Origin of the sequence: Ideonella lacteola (assembly GCF_038066555.1) — a bacterium.
GTDB classification, from domain to species: Bacteria; Pseudomonadota; Gammaproteobacteria; order Burkholderiales; family Burkholderiaceae_C; genus Ideonella; species Ideonella lacteola.
This window is the reverse complement of sequence record NZ_JBBUTG010000019.1, coordinates 74497-94683: the sequence shown is the minus strand read 5'-3', so window position 1 is coordinate 94683 and position 20187 is coordinate 74497. Positions and strand designations below refer to the sequence as shown.

Below are 20187 nucleotides of genomic sequence, written 5' to 3'. Positions count from 1 at the left end.
GGTGACTTCGATCACAAGGTTCTGCCGCGACCTGCCGATAAGCAGATGCGGGCTTCTAAGCTCGCGCGCAAGGCAAGAGTCCGTCTGGAGCAACCCGCATGTCGTCGTCCGAGAACGTTTCCGCCAATCCATCGCACGGCCATCGTGCGGTTCATGTCGCGGTAAACCGCCCGGCCGCTGATCCGGCAGTCGTGCAGGACGCCGCCATTCGGGCGCTCATGGCCCAGGGCTATGTACCGGTTCGGCAGCTGACGGGCAAGGTGATGGGCGTCTGGGGCGCTGCATTGCTGAGAGATGCCGACGGGCACATCCATCCGCTGAAGGTGGGCCATGTGGTGGCACCGGGCGAGATGGTATTGACCGCTCAAGACGGCATCGTTCAGATCGCGGCCGCCAAGACGCCCGCCCCTGCAGACATTGAGCGGGTGATCGCCGAAGTCGACCAAGGTCAGGCCGATGCGGCGCCTGCAGCGGGTTTGCAAGGTGGAGACGGTGGAGATTTGCAGCCGGGCCTTCGGGTAGATCGGATCAGTGAATCCGTCACGCCGGCCACGATCGGCACCGAGCCGATTTCGGCCCCATCCAGCGAGTTTCGTGACGACGAGACGGGCAGCGCCCCATCGACTCAGACGCCGATCCCGTCGAATACCGCCACACCCGATTTGGTGACGGTGCCTGAAGACGGCAGCGTGAGTTTCGACCCGCGCGTCAACGACAGTTTTCAAGGCGGCGGGAGTCCGGCGGTGCAGACCGTGGCAGGCCAAGCCATTTCGGTGGGCAATCCGGTGGTGCTGCCGCAGGGGACGCTGACGCTGAATGACGACGGCACGCTCAGTTTCAAGCCCGCGCCCGACTTCAACGGCAGCTTCAACATCCCGTACACGGTCGACGATGGCAGCGGCCAGCCGGTGACCTCGACGATTGTCATCACCGTCACACCGGTCAACGACAGCCCAGTGGCGGTGGACGACACCGCCACGACCGCCGAAGGCACACCCCTGGTGATCGACCTGCGTAGCAATGACACCGATGCGGACGGCGACCCACTCACCATCACAGAGATCGACGGCCAGCCGATTGGCGCCCAATCACCCGTCACGCTCACCGATGGCCAGGGCCACCCGATCGGCACGGTGAGCCTCAACGACGACGGCAGCGTGACCTTCACGCCGGCCCCCGGCTACCGGGGCCCCGCCACCTTCGACTACACCCTCAGAGACGGCCAAGGCGGCACCGACACAGGACGCACCACCATCATCGTCGAAGCCGTGGACGACCGGCCCTTGACGGGCAGCGACACCTTTGCGACGAGCGAAGACGGGGCGATCACAGGCAACCTCGGCACGAACGACACTTTGTCGGCGGATGGGGGGAATGTCTTCGCGGTCGGTACTGGCCCCGCTCACGGCACCGTCGTTGTCAATGCCGACGGAACGTTCACGTACACGCCAGCTGCCAACTACAACGGGCCGGATTCGTTCACCTACACGCTGACCGATGCGGATGGCGATGTCTCCACGGCCACCGTCACGCTGAACGTCGGCGCGATCGACGACCTGCCCACGGCGAAAAACGACACCTTCTCGGCCACCGAAGACACCGCCCTCACTGGCAACCTCGCCTCCAACGACACGCTTTCGGGCGATGGGGGCAACGTCTTCGCCGTCGGTACCGGCCCCGCTCACGGCACCGTCGTCGTCAACGCCGATGGCACCTTCACCTACACACCCGCCGCCAACTACAACGGTCCCGACTCGTTCACCTACACACTGACCGACGCGGATGGCGATGTCTCCACCGCTACCGTCACGTTGAACGTCGGCTCGGTCGACGACCTGCCCACCGCGAAGAACGACACGTTCGCAGCGACCGAAGACACCGCCCTCACTGGCAACCTCACCTCCAACGACACGCTCTCTGGCGACGGCGGCAACATCTTCGCCGTCGGTACTGGCCCCGCTCACGGCACCGTCGTTGTCAATGCCGACGGAACCTTCACCTACACGCCCGCCGCGAACTACAACGGCCCCGATTCGTTCACCTACACACTGACCGACGCGGATGGCGATGTCTCGACGGCCACCGTCACGTTGAACGTCGGCTCGGTCGATGACCTGCCCACAGCCAATAACGACACCTACGCGGCGACCGAAGACACCGCCTTCACTGGCAACCTCGCGTCCAACGACACCCTCTCCGGCGACGGCGGCAACGTCTTCGCCGTCGGTACCGGCCCCGCCCACGGCAATGTCGTCGTGAATGCCGACGGAACGTTCACCTACACGCCGGCAGCCAACTACAACGGGCCCGATTCGTTCACCTACACGCTGACCGATGCGGATGGCGATGTGTCGACGGCCACCGTCACGTTGAACGTCGGCGCGGTCGACGACCTGCCCACGGCCAAGAACGACACCTTCGCTGCCACCGAAGACGCTGCCTTCACTGGCAACCTCGCGTCCAACGACACGCTCTCGGGTGACGGCGGCAACGTCTTCGCCGTCGGCACCGGCCCCGCCCACGGCACCGTGGTCGTCAACGCCGACGGCACATTCACCTACACGCCGGCGGCGAACTACAACGGACCGGACTCGTTCACCTACACGTTGACCGATGCGGATGGGGATGTCTCCACTGCGACGGTGACGCTGAATGTCGGCTCGGTCGACGACCTGCCCACGGCCAAGAACGACACCTTGGCCGCCACGGAGGACACCGCCCTCACCGGCAACCTTGCCTCGAACGACACCCTGTCAGGCGATGGGGGCAACGTCTTTGCCGTCGGTACAGGCCCCGCTCACGGCACTGTCATCGTGAATGCCGACGGAACGTTCACCTACACGCCAGCAGCGAACTACAACGGCCCCGACTCGTTCACCTACACACTCACGGATGCGGATGGTGATGGCTCCACGGCCACCGTCACGTTGAACGTTGGCGCTGTCGACGATCTACCCGCAGCCAATAACGACACCTTCTCGGCCACTGAAGACACCGCCCTCACTGGCAACCTCGCCTCCAACGACACGCTTTCGGGCGATGGGGGCAACGTCTTCGCTGTCTCGACCGGCCCGGCGCACGGCACAGTGGTCGTGAATGCCGACGGAACCTTCACCTACACGCCTGCCGCCAACTACAACGGCCCCGACTCTTTCACCTACACGCTGACCGATGCGGACGGCGATGTCTCGACAGCAACGGTGACTCTCAACGTCGGCGCGGTCGACGACCTGCCCACCGCGAAGAACGACACGTTCGCCGCCACGGAGGACACCGCCCTCACCGGAAATCTCGCCTCCAACGACACCATCTCGGGTGACGGCGGCAACGTCTTCGCTGTCGCGACCGGCCCGGCTCACGGCACGGTTGTCGTCAACGCGGATGGCACCTTCACCTACACACCCGCCGCGAACTACAACGGACCCGATTCGTTCACCTACACGCTGACCGATGCAGATGGCGACGCATCGACAGCGACGGTGACTCTCAACGTCGGCGCAGTCGACGACCTGCCCGCAGCCAAGAACGACACCTTCGCCGCTACTGAAGACACCACCCTCACCGGCAACCTCGCCTCTAACGACACGCTCTCGGGTGACGGCGGCAACGTCTTCGCCGTCGGGTCCGGTCCGGCTCACGGCACGGTAGTCGTCAACGCCGATGGCACGTTCACCTACACACCCGCCGCGAACTACAACGGACCAGACAGCTTCACCTACACGCTGACAGATGCGGATGGTGATGTCTCCACCGCTACCGTCACGTTGAATGTAGGCTCAGTCGATGACCTGCCCACAGCGAAGAACGACACCTTCGCGGCCACGGAGGACACCGCCCTCACCGGAAATCTCGCCTCTAACGACACCCTCTCAGGCGATGGCGGCAATGTCTTCGCTGTCGCGACCGGGCCCGCTCACGGCACCGTGGTCGTCAACGCCGACGGCACATTCACCTACACGCCGGCGGCGAACTACAACGGACCGGACTCGTTCACCTACACGTTGACCGATGCGGATGGCGATGTCTCCACTGCGACGGTGACGCTGAATGTCGGCTCGGTCGACGACGTGCCCACGGCCACGAACGAGACCTTCGCCGCCACCGAAGACACCGCCCTCACCGGCAACCTCGCGTCCAACGACACGCTCTCGGGTGACGGCGGCAACGTCTTCGCCGTTGGCACCGGCCCCGCGCATGGCACCGTGGTCGTCAACGCCGACGGAACCTTCACGTACACGCCCGCTGCCAACTACAACGGGCCCGATTCGTTCACCTACACGTTGATCGATGCAGATGGCGACGTATCGACAGCGACGGTGACTCTGAATGTCGGCGAGGTCGACGACCTGCCCACAGCCAAGAACGACACCTTCGCCGCTACTGAAGACACCACCCTCACCGGCAACCTCGCCTCTAACGACACGCTCTCGGGTGACGGCGGCAACGTCTTTGCCGTTGGCACCGGACCGGTTCACGGCACTGTCGTCGTCAATGCCGACGGAACCTTCACCTACACACCTGCCGCGAACTACAACGGACCCGATAGCTTCACCTACACGCTGACAGATGCGGGTGGTGATGTCTCCACCGCTACCGTCACGTTGAATGTAGGCTCAGTCGATGACCTGCCCACAGCGAAGAACGACACCTTCGCGGCCACGGAGGACACCGCCCTCACCGGCAACCTCGCCTCGAACGACACGCTGTCAGGCGATGGAGGCAACATCTTTGCGATCGGCACCGGTCCCGCTCACGGCACGGTCGTCGTCAATGCCGATGGCACCTTCACCTATACACCCGCCGCGAACTACAACGGCCCCGACTCGTTCACCTACAAGTTGACCGATGCGGATGGCGATGTGTCGACGGCCACCGTCACGTTGAACGTCGGCGCTGTCGACGACCTCCCCACGGCCAAGAACGACACCTTCGCCGCCATCGAGGACACCGCCCTCACCGGAAACCTCGCCTCCAACGACACGCTCTCAGGCGATGGCGGCAACGTCTTCGCCGTCGGTACCGGCCCCACGCACGGCATGGTCGTCGTCAACGCCGACGGAACGTTCACCTACACGCCGGCAGCGAACTACAACGGCCACGACTCGTTCACCTACACGCTGACTGACGCAGATGGTGATATCTCGACAGCGACCGTCACGCTGAACGTCGGCGCGATCGACGACCTGCCCGCAGCGAAGAACGACACCTTCTCCGCCACCGAGGACACCGCCTTCACCGGCAACCTCGCCTCCAACGACACGCTCTCAGGCGATGGCGGCAACGTCTTCGCCGTCGGTACCGGCCCCACGCACGGCACGGTCGTCGTCAACGCCGACGGAACGTTCACCTACACGCCGGCAGCGAACTACAACGGCCCAGATAGCTTCACCTACACACTGACCGACGCGGATGGCGATGTCTCGACAGCGACGGTGACTCTCAACGTCGGCGCGGTCGACGACCTGCCCACCGCGAAGAACGACACGTTCGCAGCGACCGAAGACACAGCACTCACCGGCAACCTCGCCACCAACGACACCCTGTCCGGTGACGGCGGCAACGTCTTCGCCATCGGCACCCGCCCCGCTCACGGCACCGTCGTCGTCAACGCCGATGGCACCTTCACCTACACACCCGCCGCGAACTACAACGGCCCCGATTCGTTCACCTACACGCTGACCGATGCAGATGGCGACGTATCGACAGCGACGGTGACTCTCAACGTCGGCGCAGTCGACGACCTGCCCGCAGCCAAGAACGACACCTTCGTCGCCACCGAGGACACCGCCCTCACCGGCAACCTCGCCTCCAACGACACGCTTTCGGGCGATGGGGGCAACGTCTTCGCCGTCGGTACCGGCCCCGCTCACGGCACCGTCGTCGTCAACGCCGATGGCACCTTCACCTACACACCCGCCGCGAACTACAACGGCCCCGACTCGTTCACCTACACACTGACCGACGCGGATGGCGATGTCTCCACCGCTACCGTCACGTTGAACGTCGGCTCGGTCGACGACCTGCCCACGGCGAAAAACGACACCTTCTCCGCCGTCGAAGACACTGCACTCACCGGCAACCTCGCTTCCAACGACACGCTCTCGGGCGACGGCGGCAACGTCTTCGCCATCGGCACAGGCCCCGCCCACGGCACCGTGGTCGTGAATGCTGATGGCACGTTCACCTACACGCCTGCCGCCAACTACAACGGGCCCGACTCGTTCACCTATACGCTGACTGACGCAGATGGCGATGTCTCCACCGCCACCGTCACGTTGAACGTCGGCGCGATCGACGACCTCCCCACAGCCAAGAACGACACCTTCTCCGCCACCGAAGACACCGCCCTCACCGGCAACCTCGCCTCCAACGACACCCTCTCCGGCGACGGGGGCAACGTCTTCGCCGTCGGCACTGGCCCCGCGCACGGCACCGTCGTCGTCAATGCCGACGGCACGTTCATCTACACACCCGCCGCGAACTACAACGGGCCTGACTCGTTCACCTACACGCTGACCGATGCGGATGGCGATGTGTCGACGGCCACCGTCACGTTGAACGTCGGCGCGGTCGACGACCTGCCGACAGCGAAGAACGACACCTTCGCCGCTACTGAAGACAACGCCGTCACAGGCAACCTCGCCTCCAACGACACGCTCTCGGGTGACGGCGGCAACGTCTTCGCCGTCGGCACCGGCCCCGCCCACGGCACCGTGGTCGTCAACGCCGACGGCACATTCACCTACACGCCGGCGGCGAACTACAACGGACCGGACTCGTTCACCTACACGTTGACCGATGCGGATGAGGATGTCTCCACCGCGACGGTGACGCTGAATGTCGGCTCGGTCGACGACCTGCCCACGGCCAAGAACGACACCTTGGCCGCCACGGAGGACACCGCCCTCACCGGCAACCTTGCCTCGAACGACACCCTGTCAGGCGATGGGGGCAACGTCTTTGCCGTCGGCACCGGCCCTGCGCATGGCGCTGTCGTTGTCAATGCCGACGGAACCTTCACCTACACGCCGACAGCGAACTACAACGGGCCCGATTCGTTCACCTACACGTTGACCGATGCAGATGGCGACGTCTCGACAGCGACGGTGACGCTGAACGTCGGCGCGGTCGACGACCTGCCCACCGCGAAGAACGACACGTTCGCAGCGACCGAAGACACAGCACTCACCGGCAACCTCGCGTCCAACGACACGCTCTCGGGTGACGGCGGCAATGCCTTTGCCCTCGGAACCGGCCCCGCGCATGGCACCGTGGTCGTGAATGCCGATGGAACGTTCACCTACACGCCTGCCGCCAACTACAACGGTCCCGACTCGTTCACCTACACACTGACCGACGCGGATGGCGATGTCTCCACCGCTACCGTCACGTTGAACGTCGGCTCGGTCGACGACCTGCCCACCGCGAAGAACGACACGTTCGCAGCGACCGAAGACACCGCACTCACCGGCAACCTCGCCTCCAACGACACCCTCTCGGGTGACGGCGGCAACGTCTTCGCCGTCGGTACCGGCCCCGCTCACGGCACTGTCATCGTGAATGCCGACGGAACGTTCACCTATACGCCGGCAGCGAACTACAACGGGCCGGACTCGTTCACCTACACGTTGACCGATGCGGATGGCGATGTCTCCACGGCCACCGTCACGTTGAACGTTGGCGCTGTCGACGATCTGCCCGCAGCCAATAACGACACCTTCTCGGCCACCGAGGACACCGCCTTCACCGGCAACCTCGCCTCCAACGACACCCTCTCCGGCGACGGCGGCAACGTCTTCGCCATCGGTACTGGCCCCGCTCACGGCACCGTCGTCGTCAACGCCGATGGCACCTTCACCTACACACCCGCCGCGAACTACAACGGGCCCGACTCTTTCACTTACACACTGACCGACGCAGATGGCGATGTCTCCACGGCTACCGTCACGCTGAACGTTGGCGCTGTCGATGACCTGCCCACAGCCAAGAACGACACCTTCACCGCCACCGAGGACACCTCTCTCACCGGCAACCTTGGCTCGAACGACACCCTGTCAGGCGATGGGGGCAACGTCTTTGCCGTCGGCGCCGGCCCTGCGCATGGCGCTGTCGTTGTCAATGCCGACGGAACCTTCACCTATACGCCCGCCGCCAACTACAACGGGCCCGATTCGTTCACCTACACGTTGACTGACGCAGATGGCGACGTATCGACAGCGACGGTGACTCTCAACGTCGGCGCGGTCGACGACCTGCCCACAGCCAAGAACGACACCTTCTCCGCTACTGAAGACACCACCCTCACCGGCAACCTCGCCTCGAACGACACCCTCTCAGGCGATGGCGGCAACGTCTTTGCGGTCGCGACCGGCCCGGCTCACGGCACGGTCGTCGTCAATGCCGATGGCACCTTCACTTACACCTCAACGGCCAACTACAACGGCCCCGACTCATTCACCTACACACTGACCGATGCGGACGGCGATGTGTCGACAGCGACGGTGACTCTGAACGTCGGCGCGGTCGACGACCTGCCCACCGCGAAGAACGACACCTTCTCCGCCACCGAAGACACCGCCCTCACCGGCAACCTCGCCTCTAACGACACGCTCTCGGGTGACGGCGGCAACGTCTTTGCCGTCGGCACTGGCCCCGCTCACGGCACCGTCGTCGTCAACGCCGATGGCACCTTCACCTACACACCCGCCGCGAACTACAACGGCCCCGACTCATTCACCTACACACTGACCGACGCGGATGGCGACGTCTCCACCGCTACCGTCACGTTGAACGTGGCTGCCGTCAACGACGCGCCGGTCTCGGCAGGGGGTGCGGTGACTGGCTCGGAGGACACCGGGCTGGTGTTCACCTGGGCCCAGTTCAACGTGTCCGACGTCGACAGCGGCGCCAGCAGCCTGGGTGTCCAGATCACCTCTCTGCCTGCCGATGGAACACTGCAGTTCTTCAACGGCACCAGTTGGGTCGCTGTCAGCTTGAACCAGACGGTGAGCCAGGCATCCATCGCGGCCGGCAACCTGCGCTTTTTTCCGGATGCCAACGAAAGCGGCGCCGACGCGTTCGGATCTGCCGGCACCGGCAACTTGAAGAACGACTACGCACAGTTCAGCTTCAAGCCCACCGATGGCACGACGCCAGGTGCAACCGCCAGCATGCGGATCGACATCACCCCGGTGGCCGATACACCGAGCCTGACCACCAAGAACCACAGCGTCACGGTGTTCACGACCAGCTTCGAAACCTCGGACACGGGCCTCAGCCAGGGCACGCTGAACCCCAACACCACCTCGACCAGCACGCTCACCCAGACCACGCTGGCAGGCTGGACACGCGTGGACACGCCGGACGCCTACGCGGGCGGCACCAATGTGTGGGAGCTTTGGAGCAATGGCGACACGATGGCCAACCAGTCCAACACCCAGATCGGCATCTCTGCCGGCACCGGCAATGGGCAGAACTGGCTGGAGCTGAACAACGCCGACAACAACGGTGCACTGGTGCAGACGCTCGGCCTCAGCCGCAGCGTGACCACCACGGCGGGCTATGTTTACGACCTGTCGTTCGACTACGCTGGCCGCCTCGGCTACAGCCAGGATTTCACCAAGATCACCGTGCTGGTGGATGGTGTCAAGGTGGCGAGCTATGCGGGCACCAGCGGATCCGACGCCCTGAACTGGGAGAACCTGCACTTCAGCTTCGTCGGCAACGGCTCGGCGCAGACGATCACCATCATCACCGACGCCACCCAGTTCAACACGAACGGCCGCGGGGCGATGATCGACGACATCAAGTTGACCGAGTCTCAAGGTGCCCTGGCGGGCAACGCGGCTGGCGGCACCAAGACTGAAATCGCGCTGTCGGGCTATATCAACACGGCCTTGGCAGACAACGACGGATCGGAATCGCTCTCGCTCACGATCGGCGGCCTGCCGGCCAACGCCACCATCGTCACCGCCAGCCATCCGGGCGGCTACACCGTGGTCAACGGCTCGGTGACGATCCCGGCCAGCGAGCTGGCATCGGCCAAGCTGCAGATCAGCTCCAGCTACCTGGGCGATCTGCCCCTCACGGTGACGAGCACGTCCCTCGAGCCCAACGGCAGCACCGCCACGACGACAGCCTCGCTCAACTTCAACATCCTGGTGGGCGCTGGCGATGTCGGCACAGAGGGCAGCACGCACACCTTGAGTTCGAGCACCACCGTGCTCAGCACCGCCACCGGCCTGCACGGCGAATACTTCGGCTACAACGACACGGCCAACCCCGGCCAGTTCTACAACCTGCAGTCGGGCGACGGCACCGTGGGCAACCTGGACAGCATCGCCGACATCACGGGCATCATCAACCTGCGCCAGGGCGGCAGCATCGTCGGCAGCTCGGCGTCGGCCAGCACCGCCGCCACCGATGCCTCGTTCAACGCCACGAGCATTTCCTACGGGCAGTCGGTGGCCGTGGCGAACAGCCTCGGCAGCAACTCACCCACACCCGTGGGCAACAGTATCACCACCGGCTCGCTCTACAACTTCCTTGGCGCATCGAATGCCGGCAGCGATGCGGGCAGCCTCAAGGCCACCAGCAGCTTTGGCCAAACGACCGACGCCATCATGCGCATGGTCGGTTCGGCGTATTTCAACGCAGGCACCTACGATTTCCAGGTGCGCGCCGACGACGGCTTCAGCATCCGCCTCGATGGCCAGGTGGTGTTGCAGTACGACGCGAACCAATCGCCCACCACCCGTTCCACCACCGTGCCGGTGGCCATCGGCGAAGGCTTCCACACCATCGAAATCGTCTATTGGGAGCAAGGTGGCAATGCCGAGCTGCTGGTGCAGTACAAGCCCACCGGGTCGGCCACCTATCAGACCCTCAGTCTGGACAACCTGGCGCTCCTTCAGACCGAAAACGCCCCCGCGCTGACCGAGCTGCAAGACATCATCGAGAACCCCACGGTGAATGGCCAGTACCTGATCCGCACCGGGCAGGAGGCCTATGGGGGCACGGGCGCCGACAGCATCACGGGCAGCGAAGGCCGAGACGTGATCCACGCCGGCGCTGGCAACGATTCGATCAACGGCGGCGGCGCGGCCGACCGACTCGAAGGTGGGGCGGGCAACGACACCCTCACCGGCGGCCTCGGCGCCGACACCTTCCGCTGGGAGCTGGCGGACCACGGCAGCCATGGCACGCCTGCGGTCGACACCATCACCGATTTCGATACGCGGGGCTACACCTCGGGGGGCGACCGGCTCGACTTGCGTGATCTGCTGGTCGGCGAGAACAGCGGCAACCTGGGCAACTTCATCAGCTTCGAGAAGGTGGGCAGCAACACGGTGCTGCACATCTCCAGCTCGGGCGGGTTCAGTGGCGGCTACAACGCCTCGGCCGAAGACCAGACCATCGTGCTGCAGAACGTGGATCTGACCAACGGATTCAGCACCAATGCCCAGATCATTCAAGATCTGTTGAACAAGGGCAAGCTGGTCACCGACTGACGACAGCAGCCGCCAGCACCGGCCCCCACAGTGGGCCGGCGCGGCAGCTTCACACCGGCGCGTGCGTCATTGGCGCAAGAAGGCCAGCAGGTCCGCGTTCAGACGGTCTTTGTGGGTGTCGGTGATGCCATGGGGGCCGCCGCTGTAGACGATCAGGCGAGCACCTTTGACGAGCTTGACCGTTTCCTTCGCGGTCATCTCGATCGGCACGATCTGGTCGTCGTCGCCGTGGATGACCAGCGTGGGGACATCGAACTTCTTCAGGTCGTCAACGAAGTTGCTCTCGGAAAACGCGCGGATCGAATCGAACGTGGCCTTGTGCCCGCCTTGCATCCCCTGCTGCCAGAATGAATCGACCAGGCCGGCAGAGACCTTGGCCCCGGGCCGGTTGAAGCCAAAGAAGGGGCCCCCGGCAATGTCCTTGTAGAGCTGCGCCCGGTTGTCCAACGAGGCTTTGCGCAAGCCGTCGAACACCTCCATCGGCACGCCGTTCGGGTTGGCGGGCGTCTTCACCATGATCGGCGTCACTGCCCCCACCAGCACCGCCTTGGCCACTCGGCGCGTGCCATGGCGGCCGATGTAGCGCGCGACTTCGCCACCGCCCGTGGAGAAGCCGACGAGCGTCACGCCCTTCAAATCGAGCGCTTCGATCACCGAAGCCAGGTCATCTGCGTATTGGTCCATGTGGTTGCCCGCCCATGGCTGCCCCGATCGGCCGTGGCCGCGCCGGTCGTGCGCCACCACGCGATAGCCCTGTTCGGCCAGGAACAACATCTGCGATTCCCAGCTGTCGGAGCTGAGGGGCCAGCCGTGGCTGAAGACGACGACCGGGCCGTTCTTGGGGCCCCAGTCCTTGTAATAGAGCGCTGTGCCATCGTTCGCGGCGATGTAGGAGGACGCTGGTGCGCTGCTGCTGCGCGAGGTGGCCGCAGGGGTGGCCTGCGCCTGCGCGGCCAGCGAGGCCGTGCCGAAGACCGAGGCCATGGCCATGGCACCGAGAAGCCGGGTGAACGAGGAACGGGTCTGCATGAAGTGCTCCTTGAGGTTGATCGCGCCGCCCACGTCGGCGACGGGATGAACTTTGCCCGCATGATCCGTACGATATATTTCATTTCATACGCCAAACTTGATTCATCGTCCCGATCATGACCCATCTACCCTCAGATCGGCTGGCCGGACTGCTGGAGCACTTTTCGGTCAGCGCGCGCACCTTCCAGGCGGGCGCGCTGTGCGGCATCAACACGATCGACGCGCACGAGCCCTTCGGTCAACTGCACCTCATCCAGCGCGGCGCGGTCGAGGTGCACCACGGCACCGCCAAGCCGCTGCGCATCGACGAACCCAGCTTGTTGCTGTATCCGCGGCCGCTGCCGCATCGCTTCGTCACCGATCGCGAGCACGGCGCAGATTTCGTCTGCGCGCATGTTCAGTTCGAGGGCGGTGCGGCCAACCCGATCGCGGCGGCCCTGCCTGCGGTCGTTCACCTGCCCCTGCATCAGTTGGTCAGTTGCCAGCCCCTGCTCCAGTCGCTGTTCGATGAAGCAGCGGCCAGCCACTGCGGCCGCCAGGCGATGCTCGATCGGCTGTTCGAGGCGGTGCTGATCCACATCCTGCGCGAGTTGATGGTTCAAGGGCGCGTGCAAGCCGGCATGCTGGCGGGCATGGCGCACGAGCGCCTGCGCAAGGCGCTGGTGGCGATGCACAACATGCCCCAACGCGAATGGACGCTGGAAGACCTGGCCGACCAAGCTGGCATGTCCCGCACCGTCTTCGCAAGCGCCTTCCGCGACACGCTGGGATGCACCCCGGGTGCCTACCTGCAACGCTGGCGGATCGGTTTGGCCCAGAAGCGGCTTCGCCAAGGGCAAACGCTGAAGCTCATCGCCACCGAGGTGGGCTACGGCAGCGAAGCCGCACTGTCGCGGGCGTTCAGCGCGCAGACCGGGCTGTCGCCGCGGGAGTGGCGCAAGTCGCAGACCCCGTCGAGTTCCGGGCAAGTCAACGATGCGCCAGCGACACTGCACGGCCAAGGACCTGCAACGCGATGACCCCTCAGCCCTCCATGGAAAGCCCCGCCTACAGCTACCGCTTCGGTACCGCCGAGTTCGACGAATCCCGAATGGAGCTTCGAGTCGGCTGCTTGCCCATCGACGTCGAGCCTCGTGCACTCGAAGTACTTCATTACCTCCTGCGACACGCGGGAGAGGTGGTCACCAAGGAGGAATTGCTGCGCGAGGTGTGGTCAGGCCGAGTCACGGTAGACAAGGTGCTGTCCAACGCCATCAACAAACTGCGACGTGCTCTTGGCGAATCGAACAGCAACCTCATCGCCACGCAGGCGCGCATCGGGTACCGGCTGGATGGCGCCGTCACACGCACAGCGGTAGGTCGGCAGCCACTGAGCCGACTGGACCTGAAGGCGGGTCATCCGGTACCAGGAAGAACCAACTTCGTCCTCCACCAGCAACTGGGTAGAACGCAGGCCCATGAGGTCTGGCTGGCCGAGCATGCGAAAACGCGCGAGTTGCGCGTCTACAAGTTTGCGCTCGACGCCGACCATCTGCGCTCACTGAAGCGTGAAGTGACACTGCTGCGCGTCCTGCAAGAGGGCCTGGCCGATACCAGCCATGTGGTCGAGGTCCTCGATTGGAACTTCGAATGGCCACCGTACTTCCTGGAATGCCGGTACGGCGGGCTCAACCTGGCGCAATGGGCGGGCCGGCACCTGCAGACGATGGAGGCCACGCAGCGGGTGGCGCTGTTTCTGCAGATCGTCGACGTCGTCGCTGCCGCCCACTCCGTCGGGGTGCTCCACAAGGATCTGAAGCCCGGCAACATACTCGTGAGCGGGGACGCGACACAGGCGCACGTCCGCCTCAGCGACTTCGGCAGCGGCCGCCTGCTGGAGCCGGAGCGATTGGCGCAATTCGGCATCACCCGCCTGGGCATGACCGTGGAAGACGCGGTCAGCCCCGACAACAGCTCGGGGACACCGCTGTACCTCGCGCCAGAGCTCTTCGCGGGCCAATCGCCCACCGTCAAGAGCGACGTCTACGCACTGGGCATCCTGCTCTATCAGTTGCTCACCGGCCGCATCGGGCAGCCGATGGCGCCCGGCTGGGCCAAAGAGATCGACGACGAACTGCTGCGCGAAGACCTGCAATCGGCCACCGAGGCCAACCCGGACCAGCGCCTGGCCCATGCGAGTGAGTTGTCCCGCCGTCTGCATCGACTGGACCAACGCCGCGCCGAACTGGCCGAAAGGCGGCGCGCCGATGAAACCGCCCAGCAGCTTCGGGAATCGCTGTCGCGAGCTCGGGCCCGCCGACCCATCGTCTTCGCGTTGTTTGCCGTTCTGGTGGTCGGGCTCTTGGTCTACGCTTGGCTGTGGCGGCAAGCCGAGGCCTCCAAGCTCCGGGCCCAAGACGAGCTGCGACGCGCCAACGCCTTGTCCCGGTTCTTGAACGAAGACTTGATCGGTCGATCCAATCCGCTCGTCTCCGCCAAGGGGCCTGACACCACGCTGCGCGAGGTGCTGACGGTCGCCCGCGATCGCGTGCCGGCCCGCTTTGCGGATCAGCCCGGCACCCAGGCGGCCATCCACGGAAGCCTGGCGCAGATGTTCAGCGCCATCGACCTGTTTCGGGATGCCGAAGAGCAAGCGCGCCAGGCGCTGGAACAGGCGCAACGTGACGACGGAGCCACCTCAGAGGCCACGCTGCAGGCTCAAAGCGTCCTGGTCCGCGCGCTCTCGCGGTTGGGACGGCTTGACGACGCGGAGCACCAACTTCGCCTGCTCGAACAATCGACTGCGAGGTCGAGCACGCCCGCGGCACTACAGCGGCTGGCCGCCGCCCGCAGCACCTGGTACATCGCCAAAGGCCAGTTTGGCGATGCGGCGGCGGCACTGCGACTGGCCATTGAGGGCATCGACCCCGGCGACCTCGACCAGATGGCCTCACGCGACACCTTGCGCCTGGACCTCATCACGACGCTGTCGCTGGCGGGCCAACGGGAGCAAGCACGGGCTGAAGGAAAGCGGCTGCTCGAAGAGGCTCAGGCTCGCTCCGGGAACAACGAACTTCTGATGGCCCTTGCCCGATTGGCTCAGGTACGCGCCGTCGGAAACGACCACGACGAGGCCGAACGGCTGCTGCTGCAGGCTCAGCCGGTCATCGTCGCGCAGCTGGGAGACAACCACTCCAGGCACCTGCAGTTGCTGGGCGAATTGCTGGGCGTCGCCTTTCGCCGCGGAGATTGGCCTCGTGCGACCCAATATGCGCAGCAAGTGCATGAGAGGGTTCGGTCGAAACTGGGAGACGGGCACGCGCTGACCTACGTCAGTCTGGTGAACTGGGCGCGGACATTGGACGAGGCGGGTCAAGCCGAAACCGCGCTGCAGAAAGCGAGAACGGGATATGAGAGGCTCCGGGAAATGGCCGGTCCGAGATCGCCTCAAACCCATGATGCGGCCTTTGTGCTGGCACTCATTGAACTGGAGCTCGGCCATATCGCCAGCGCGCAGACGCTGATTGACGAGTTGGATCCGTCAATCCTCGAATCCGGTCGTGCGACCGGCCAGTGGCCCGACGCCATCAATGCCCTGAAGGGGATTTCGCTGGCCCAACGGGGAAAGGGTATGGAGGCCAAGGCGCTGCTGGATTCAGCCCTGGAGGCCCTGGGCCGAGACGGCGGCGTCGAGAAACCCGACCGCTTGTACCTCGAAGCTGCCAAGGCGAGAAAGCATCTGAAATAGCTCCCTCCGCAGGGGGCGGCGGGGGGCGATGGTGAACGTTTGTCGACGCTGAGAATGTGCCGACACGGTCATCCGGGACCTGCCCTGCACATCCGTTTCCGATTCGTTCCTGATCCGTTTCCGCTGGACGTGGACTGAGCTTTCCTGGACTGACAGCATTCATCGCGCTGACCCAACGCCAAGCGCCCCCCGGAGAAAGAACCCATGGTTTTCAACCGGGGAGAACCGATTCAGCGTCTTGGCCGAAAGCCCAGCACCACTCGCCGGGAGAAACACCCACGTGGGTGTCCATCCAACTGCCCATGAAACCTGTCAGGAGAAATCATGAAGAGTCTTCTTGTTCGATGCGCCGCCTTTGCCGCCATTGCCACGTCGGTGGTGACGGCACCGTCAATGGCCGTTGCGGCCTATCACGGCCAAGGATTCATCGTCAATTCGTCGTACGGAAAGTGCCTGCAGTTCGCCCCGGGCGACCTCAGCAATTTCGTGACGATGCAATTGGGCTCTTGCGGAGGCAATTCGGCCATCCACCAGCAATGGAATTTCCTGGCCGTCGGGAACAACACCTACCTATTTCAAAACGCCATGAACTACACCTGCGCGGCCGTTGAAGACGACTCGCTGGCCAATGGCGCACGAATCGTGCAGCGCACATGCGACATGAACAATCGCAGCCAGCACTGGATTCAAACGGCCAAGGCGCCTTTCGGGACGAAGACGCGCTGGATCAACAGCCTCAGCGGCAAATGCCTGGATGCCTGGAACCGCAACAACGGCACGGTACTTCAGCAATACGACTGCGCCTCTTCCAGCAACTGGCCACAACAGGGGTTCCATGAGGACCTCTTCCCTATCGGCAGCTGATCGCCAGCGGCCTGGTCCATCAAGGCCAGGTCTCTGCGCTCAAGGGGTCGCCAGGCTCGGTGCGTGACGCACTGAGCCATCTGCCTGCAGCCTTTCAGCGGCCAGAACCCGGTGGACAGCCGCCCCGAGCCCGTGTCAGCACGGGCCCAACGCTTCTGGCCACCGGCTCAGTTCAAGATGCCGGCACCACCGGCCCCGTCAAGCCGTCGAGGCCGCAGGTGGCCAAGGCGGTGGCGTCATCGGACGAGGTGACGCCTTCGGCATAGACCTTCAGCCCGATGCCGTGCAGCATGCGGACAGCGCCTGCCACGTGCTCGCGGCGGGCATGGTCGCCCGACAGGCCTTCGACGAAGCTGGCGTCGAGCTTGACGAAATCCAGCCCCACTTCGAGCAGGCCAGAGGCCTCGGTGAGGCGCTCGCCTGCGTGTTCAAGGCCGACGCGCGCGCCACAACCGTGCATCTGGGTGACCATCTCCCGGACGAGCTCGATGTTGCGCAAGGCGCCGTCTTCCGCCACTTCCAGCCACAGGCCGGGCGCTTCGGCGGTGAACGCCGACAGCAAGGCGCGCAAGTTGGGCACGAAGCTGCTGTCCGTCAAAGAGCCAGGGCTGATGTTGACCGCGCGGGCCATGCCGTCCTTGGCGATCGCGGCCAGGGCCAGCTTGGAGGCCAACAGGTCGATGCGCGAGGTGAGTTGGGTGCGGCGAGCCATGGGCAGCCACTGGGCGGCCGGCACCATTTCGCCGTCGTCTTCGAGCTGCAGGCGCAGCGGGCACTCGCGGTGCACCACGGCACCGTGCATGTCCACCAGCGGGAACTCCACCAGCTGCGCACGCTGCTCGGTCACCGCCCCTTCGAGCCGGGCTCGCCAGGCGTCTTCGCCCAGCACCAAGCCATCGCCGGTGTCGTCGAGCTCGACGGCGTAGGCGCCGCGCGTCTCGGCCCGGGCCAGCGCCTGGTCGGCCGCCGCCAGCAACGACGACATCGGCGCGCCGTGCCACCAGCGCACCGCCCCCACCACCGCGTTGGCGGTCGGGTCGTGAGAGCGCAGGAGGTTGCGCAGGCGTGCGGCCACGTCCACCGCCGGCTCGCGCAGCGAGCCGACATCGGGCAGCACCATGGCGAAGTCAGAGCCGTTCAGGCGTCCCACTTCGTACGATCCCGCACGGCGGGCCGATTCGACGATGGCCGCCGCCGATTCCTGCAGCAGGCGGTCGGTGGTCGCGTGGCCCAGCTTGCGGTTCAGGCCTTGCAGATCGGCCAGGCGCACCAGCACGATGGCACCGCCGGCACTGCCGTCTTCGCTGCCGAGCATCACCTTCAGCCGGCCCATGAAGTGGGCGCGGTTGGACAAGCCGGTCAAGGCGTCGCAATTGGCCTGGCGGCGCAGTTGCTCGACCTGGGCCGCCTGCTCATCGAACATGCCCTTGAGCCGGGCCACCATGGTGTTCATCGCCCGGGTCACTTCGCGCAACTCGGGCACCACCGGCTCGCTGATGGTGATGAAGCGGCGTTCAGTGAGCGCCACCGCCTGCTGCACCGTGGCCTGCAGCGGCAGGCGAATGCGTCGCACGGCGAAGCCGGCCAGCGTGCCCAGCGCCACGGCCAGCATGGCCAGCAGCCCGGCGGTGCGCAGGGTGTTTTTCCAGAGCTGGTCGTGGGCGAAGCTCGAATGGCTGCGCACCTCCAGGCGGCCGATCTGCTTCCAGCCATCGCTCACCTGGGCAGAGCCTGGCGTCGGGGCGATGCCCAGCAGATGCACGAACCAGCCCGGCGCGTTGCTCGCCTTGGGATCGGCGCGGCGCTCTTGCAGCACCTTGCCGTCAATGCCGCTCAGGCGGACGAGCTCGTAGTAGCCCGTGTCGAACTGGCTGGCGATGACCAGCTCCATCGCCGTCGGATCGCCCTTCTGCTGCGACAGCGTCAGAGCCAGAAACTGCGCCGTGTCGTTGTTCTTGAGCGCGAGCTGCGTCTCGAGGTATTGGCGTGCCGAATGGATGGTGATGCCGAATGCCGCGGCAAACGCCAACACCAGCGTCAGCGCAAGCAGCAACCAAACCTGGCGGATCAGTGACATGGTCCCTCCTGGGGCATGCTTATACCTCGTTCATGCATATGGAATTACTGGAAAAAGCCGTCCTGTCGCGCCTTGACCAGGGCGTCGCGCCAGCGCGAGAGCCGCTCGGCAGGCCCCGCACCGGCCACCGGCACCGGGCCGGCGCCTTCCCACAGGCCTTCGGCGTTGAAGCTGAACACGGGTGACAGATCCGGCCGGCGGCTCGCCGGGCGCAGCTCGCCGACCAGGTTGTCCATCACGTAGGGATCGGCCTCGGGCGTGGGGTAGTAGGCCAGCACCATGTGCGGCTGCACCACGCCCGCCGCGGCGCCCCCGGCGGCCAAGGTGGCGCGCACGTAGACCAGCCGCAGCTTGCGGTGCGGCATCCCCAGCGCCGTGAGGGTGAAGTACTTGGCGATCGCGTAGTCCTCGCAATCGGCCATCCCCTTCTGCAGCGCTTCAAGGGGGCTGGCCCAGTAGTCGACCTGGCCCCAGATGTCGATGTCGTCGCGGTATTGGAGGCGACGGTTGAAGAAGTCATTGACGGCGACGGTCTGGCTCATTTCGTCTTGCGATTGCACGGCCGACATCGCCTGGCGCAAGGCCTGGGCCCCGGCCACGGCCTGCTCGCCGCGGCGCGCGGCGGCCTGCACGATGCGCTCCGGATCCCACGCCTGGGCCCCGAGCGACATGACGGCGGCCAGCACCAACACCCAGCGCCAGCCCGCCCGCCAGACCCTGCCCCACAGCACCCCGGGCCACGAGGGCGCGGCATGGCGCCCGGCGACGGCGGCGACGTGAAAGACAGCGGGCATCGCAAGGTTGTCGGCCATCCTCGTGCTGACTTGAGCAACGTTCTCACCGGATCACGCCCGCGGCAGCTGCGCTGTCGCAGGGCGGCCACAGGGGCTGGGATTCCTGACGGCTCCTCGGGATACTTTCCGGCCAAGCTCGGTAGAGCGCAGAAACCCCAGACCTGCCCACCTACATTCCAACAGTTT

General features: G+C 65.1%; 7 protein-coding genes. 4 read left to right on the top strand and 3 right to left on the bottom strand.

All coding sequences use genetic code 11. The features are described 5' to 3' along the window. The first annotated feature begins 98 nt into the window (after nt 1-98). A complete protein-coding gene (locus AACH06_RS23070; RefSeq protein ID WP_341428136.1) occupies nt 99-11510 on the top strand; it encodes an Ig-like domain-containing protein in 11412 nt (3803 codons plus the stop codon). 66 nt (nt 11511-11576) lie between these two features. On the opposite strand, the gene AACH06_RS23065 is transcribed toward AACH06_RS23070, so the two are convergent. Then, nucleotides 11577-12539, bottom strand: coding sequence for an alpha/beta fold hydrolase (locus AACH06_RS23065; protein WP_341428135.1), 963 nt, complete (start codon nt 12537-12539; stop codon nt 11577-11579). Nucleotides 12540-12655: 116 nt separating this feature from the next. Here AACH06_RS23065 and AACH06_RS23060 point away from each other — a divergent pair, with 116 nt between their 5' ends. The 3 genes from AACH06_RS23060 (at nt 12656) to AACH06_RS23050 (ending at nt 17130) form a co-directional block, all read left to right on the top strand. After that, the gene (locus AACH06_RS23060) at nt 12656-13558 is read left to right on the top strand and encodes an AraC family transcriptional regulator (RefSeq protein WP_341428134.1); all 903 of its coding nucleotides are present in this window, start codon (nt 12656-12658) and stop codon (nt 13556-13558) included. A gap of 14 nt (nt 13559-13572) precedes the next feature. After that, the gene (locus AACH06_RS23055; RefSeq protein ID WP_341428133.1) at nt 13573-16266 is read left to right on the top strand and encodes a protein kinase domain-containing protein; all 2694 of its coding nucleotides are present in this window, start codon (nt 13573-13575) and stop codon (nt 16264-16266) included. 393 nt (nt 16267-16659) lie between these two features. Further along, nucleotides 16660-17130, top strand: coding sequence for an RICIN domain-containing protein (locus AACH06_RS23050; RefSeq protein WP_341428132.1), 471 nt, complete (start codon nt 16660-16662; stop codon nt 17128-17130). Nucleotides 17131-17302: 172 nt separating this feature from the next. On the opposite strand, the gene AACH06_RS23045 is transcribed toward AACH06_RS23050, so the two are convergent. Continuing rightward, nucleotides 17303-19207 (bottom strand): bifunctional diguanylate cyclase/phosphodiesterase, encoded by a 1905-nt coding sequence (locus AACH06_RS23045; protein WP_341428131.1) that lies wholly within the window; start codon nt 19205-19207, stop codon nt 17303-17305. A gap of 44 nt (nt 19208-19251) precedes the next feature. Then, nucleotides 19252-20019, bottom strand: a complete 768-nt coding sequence (locus AACH06_RS23040) for a transglutaminase-like cysteine peptidase (protein WP_341428130.1) — start codon at nt 20017-20019, stop codon at nt 19252-19254. Nucleotides 20020-20187: the final 168 nt, after the last annotated feature.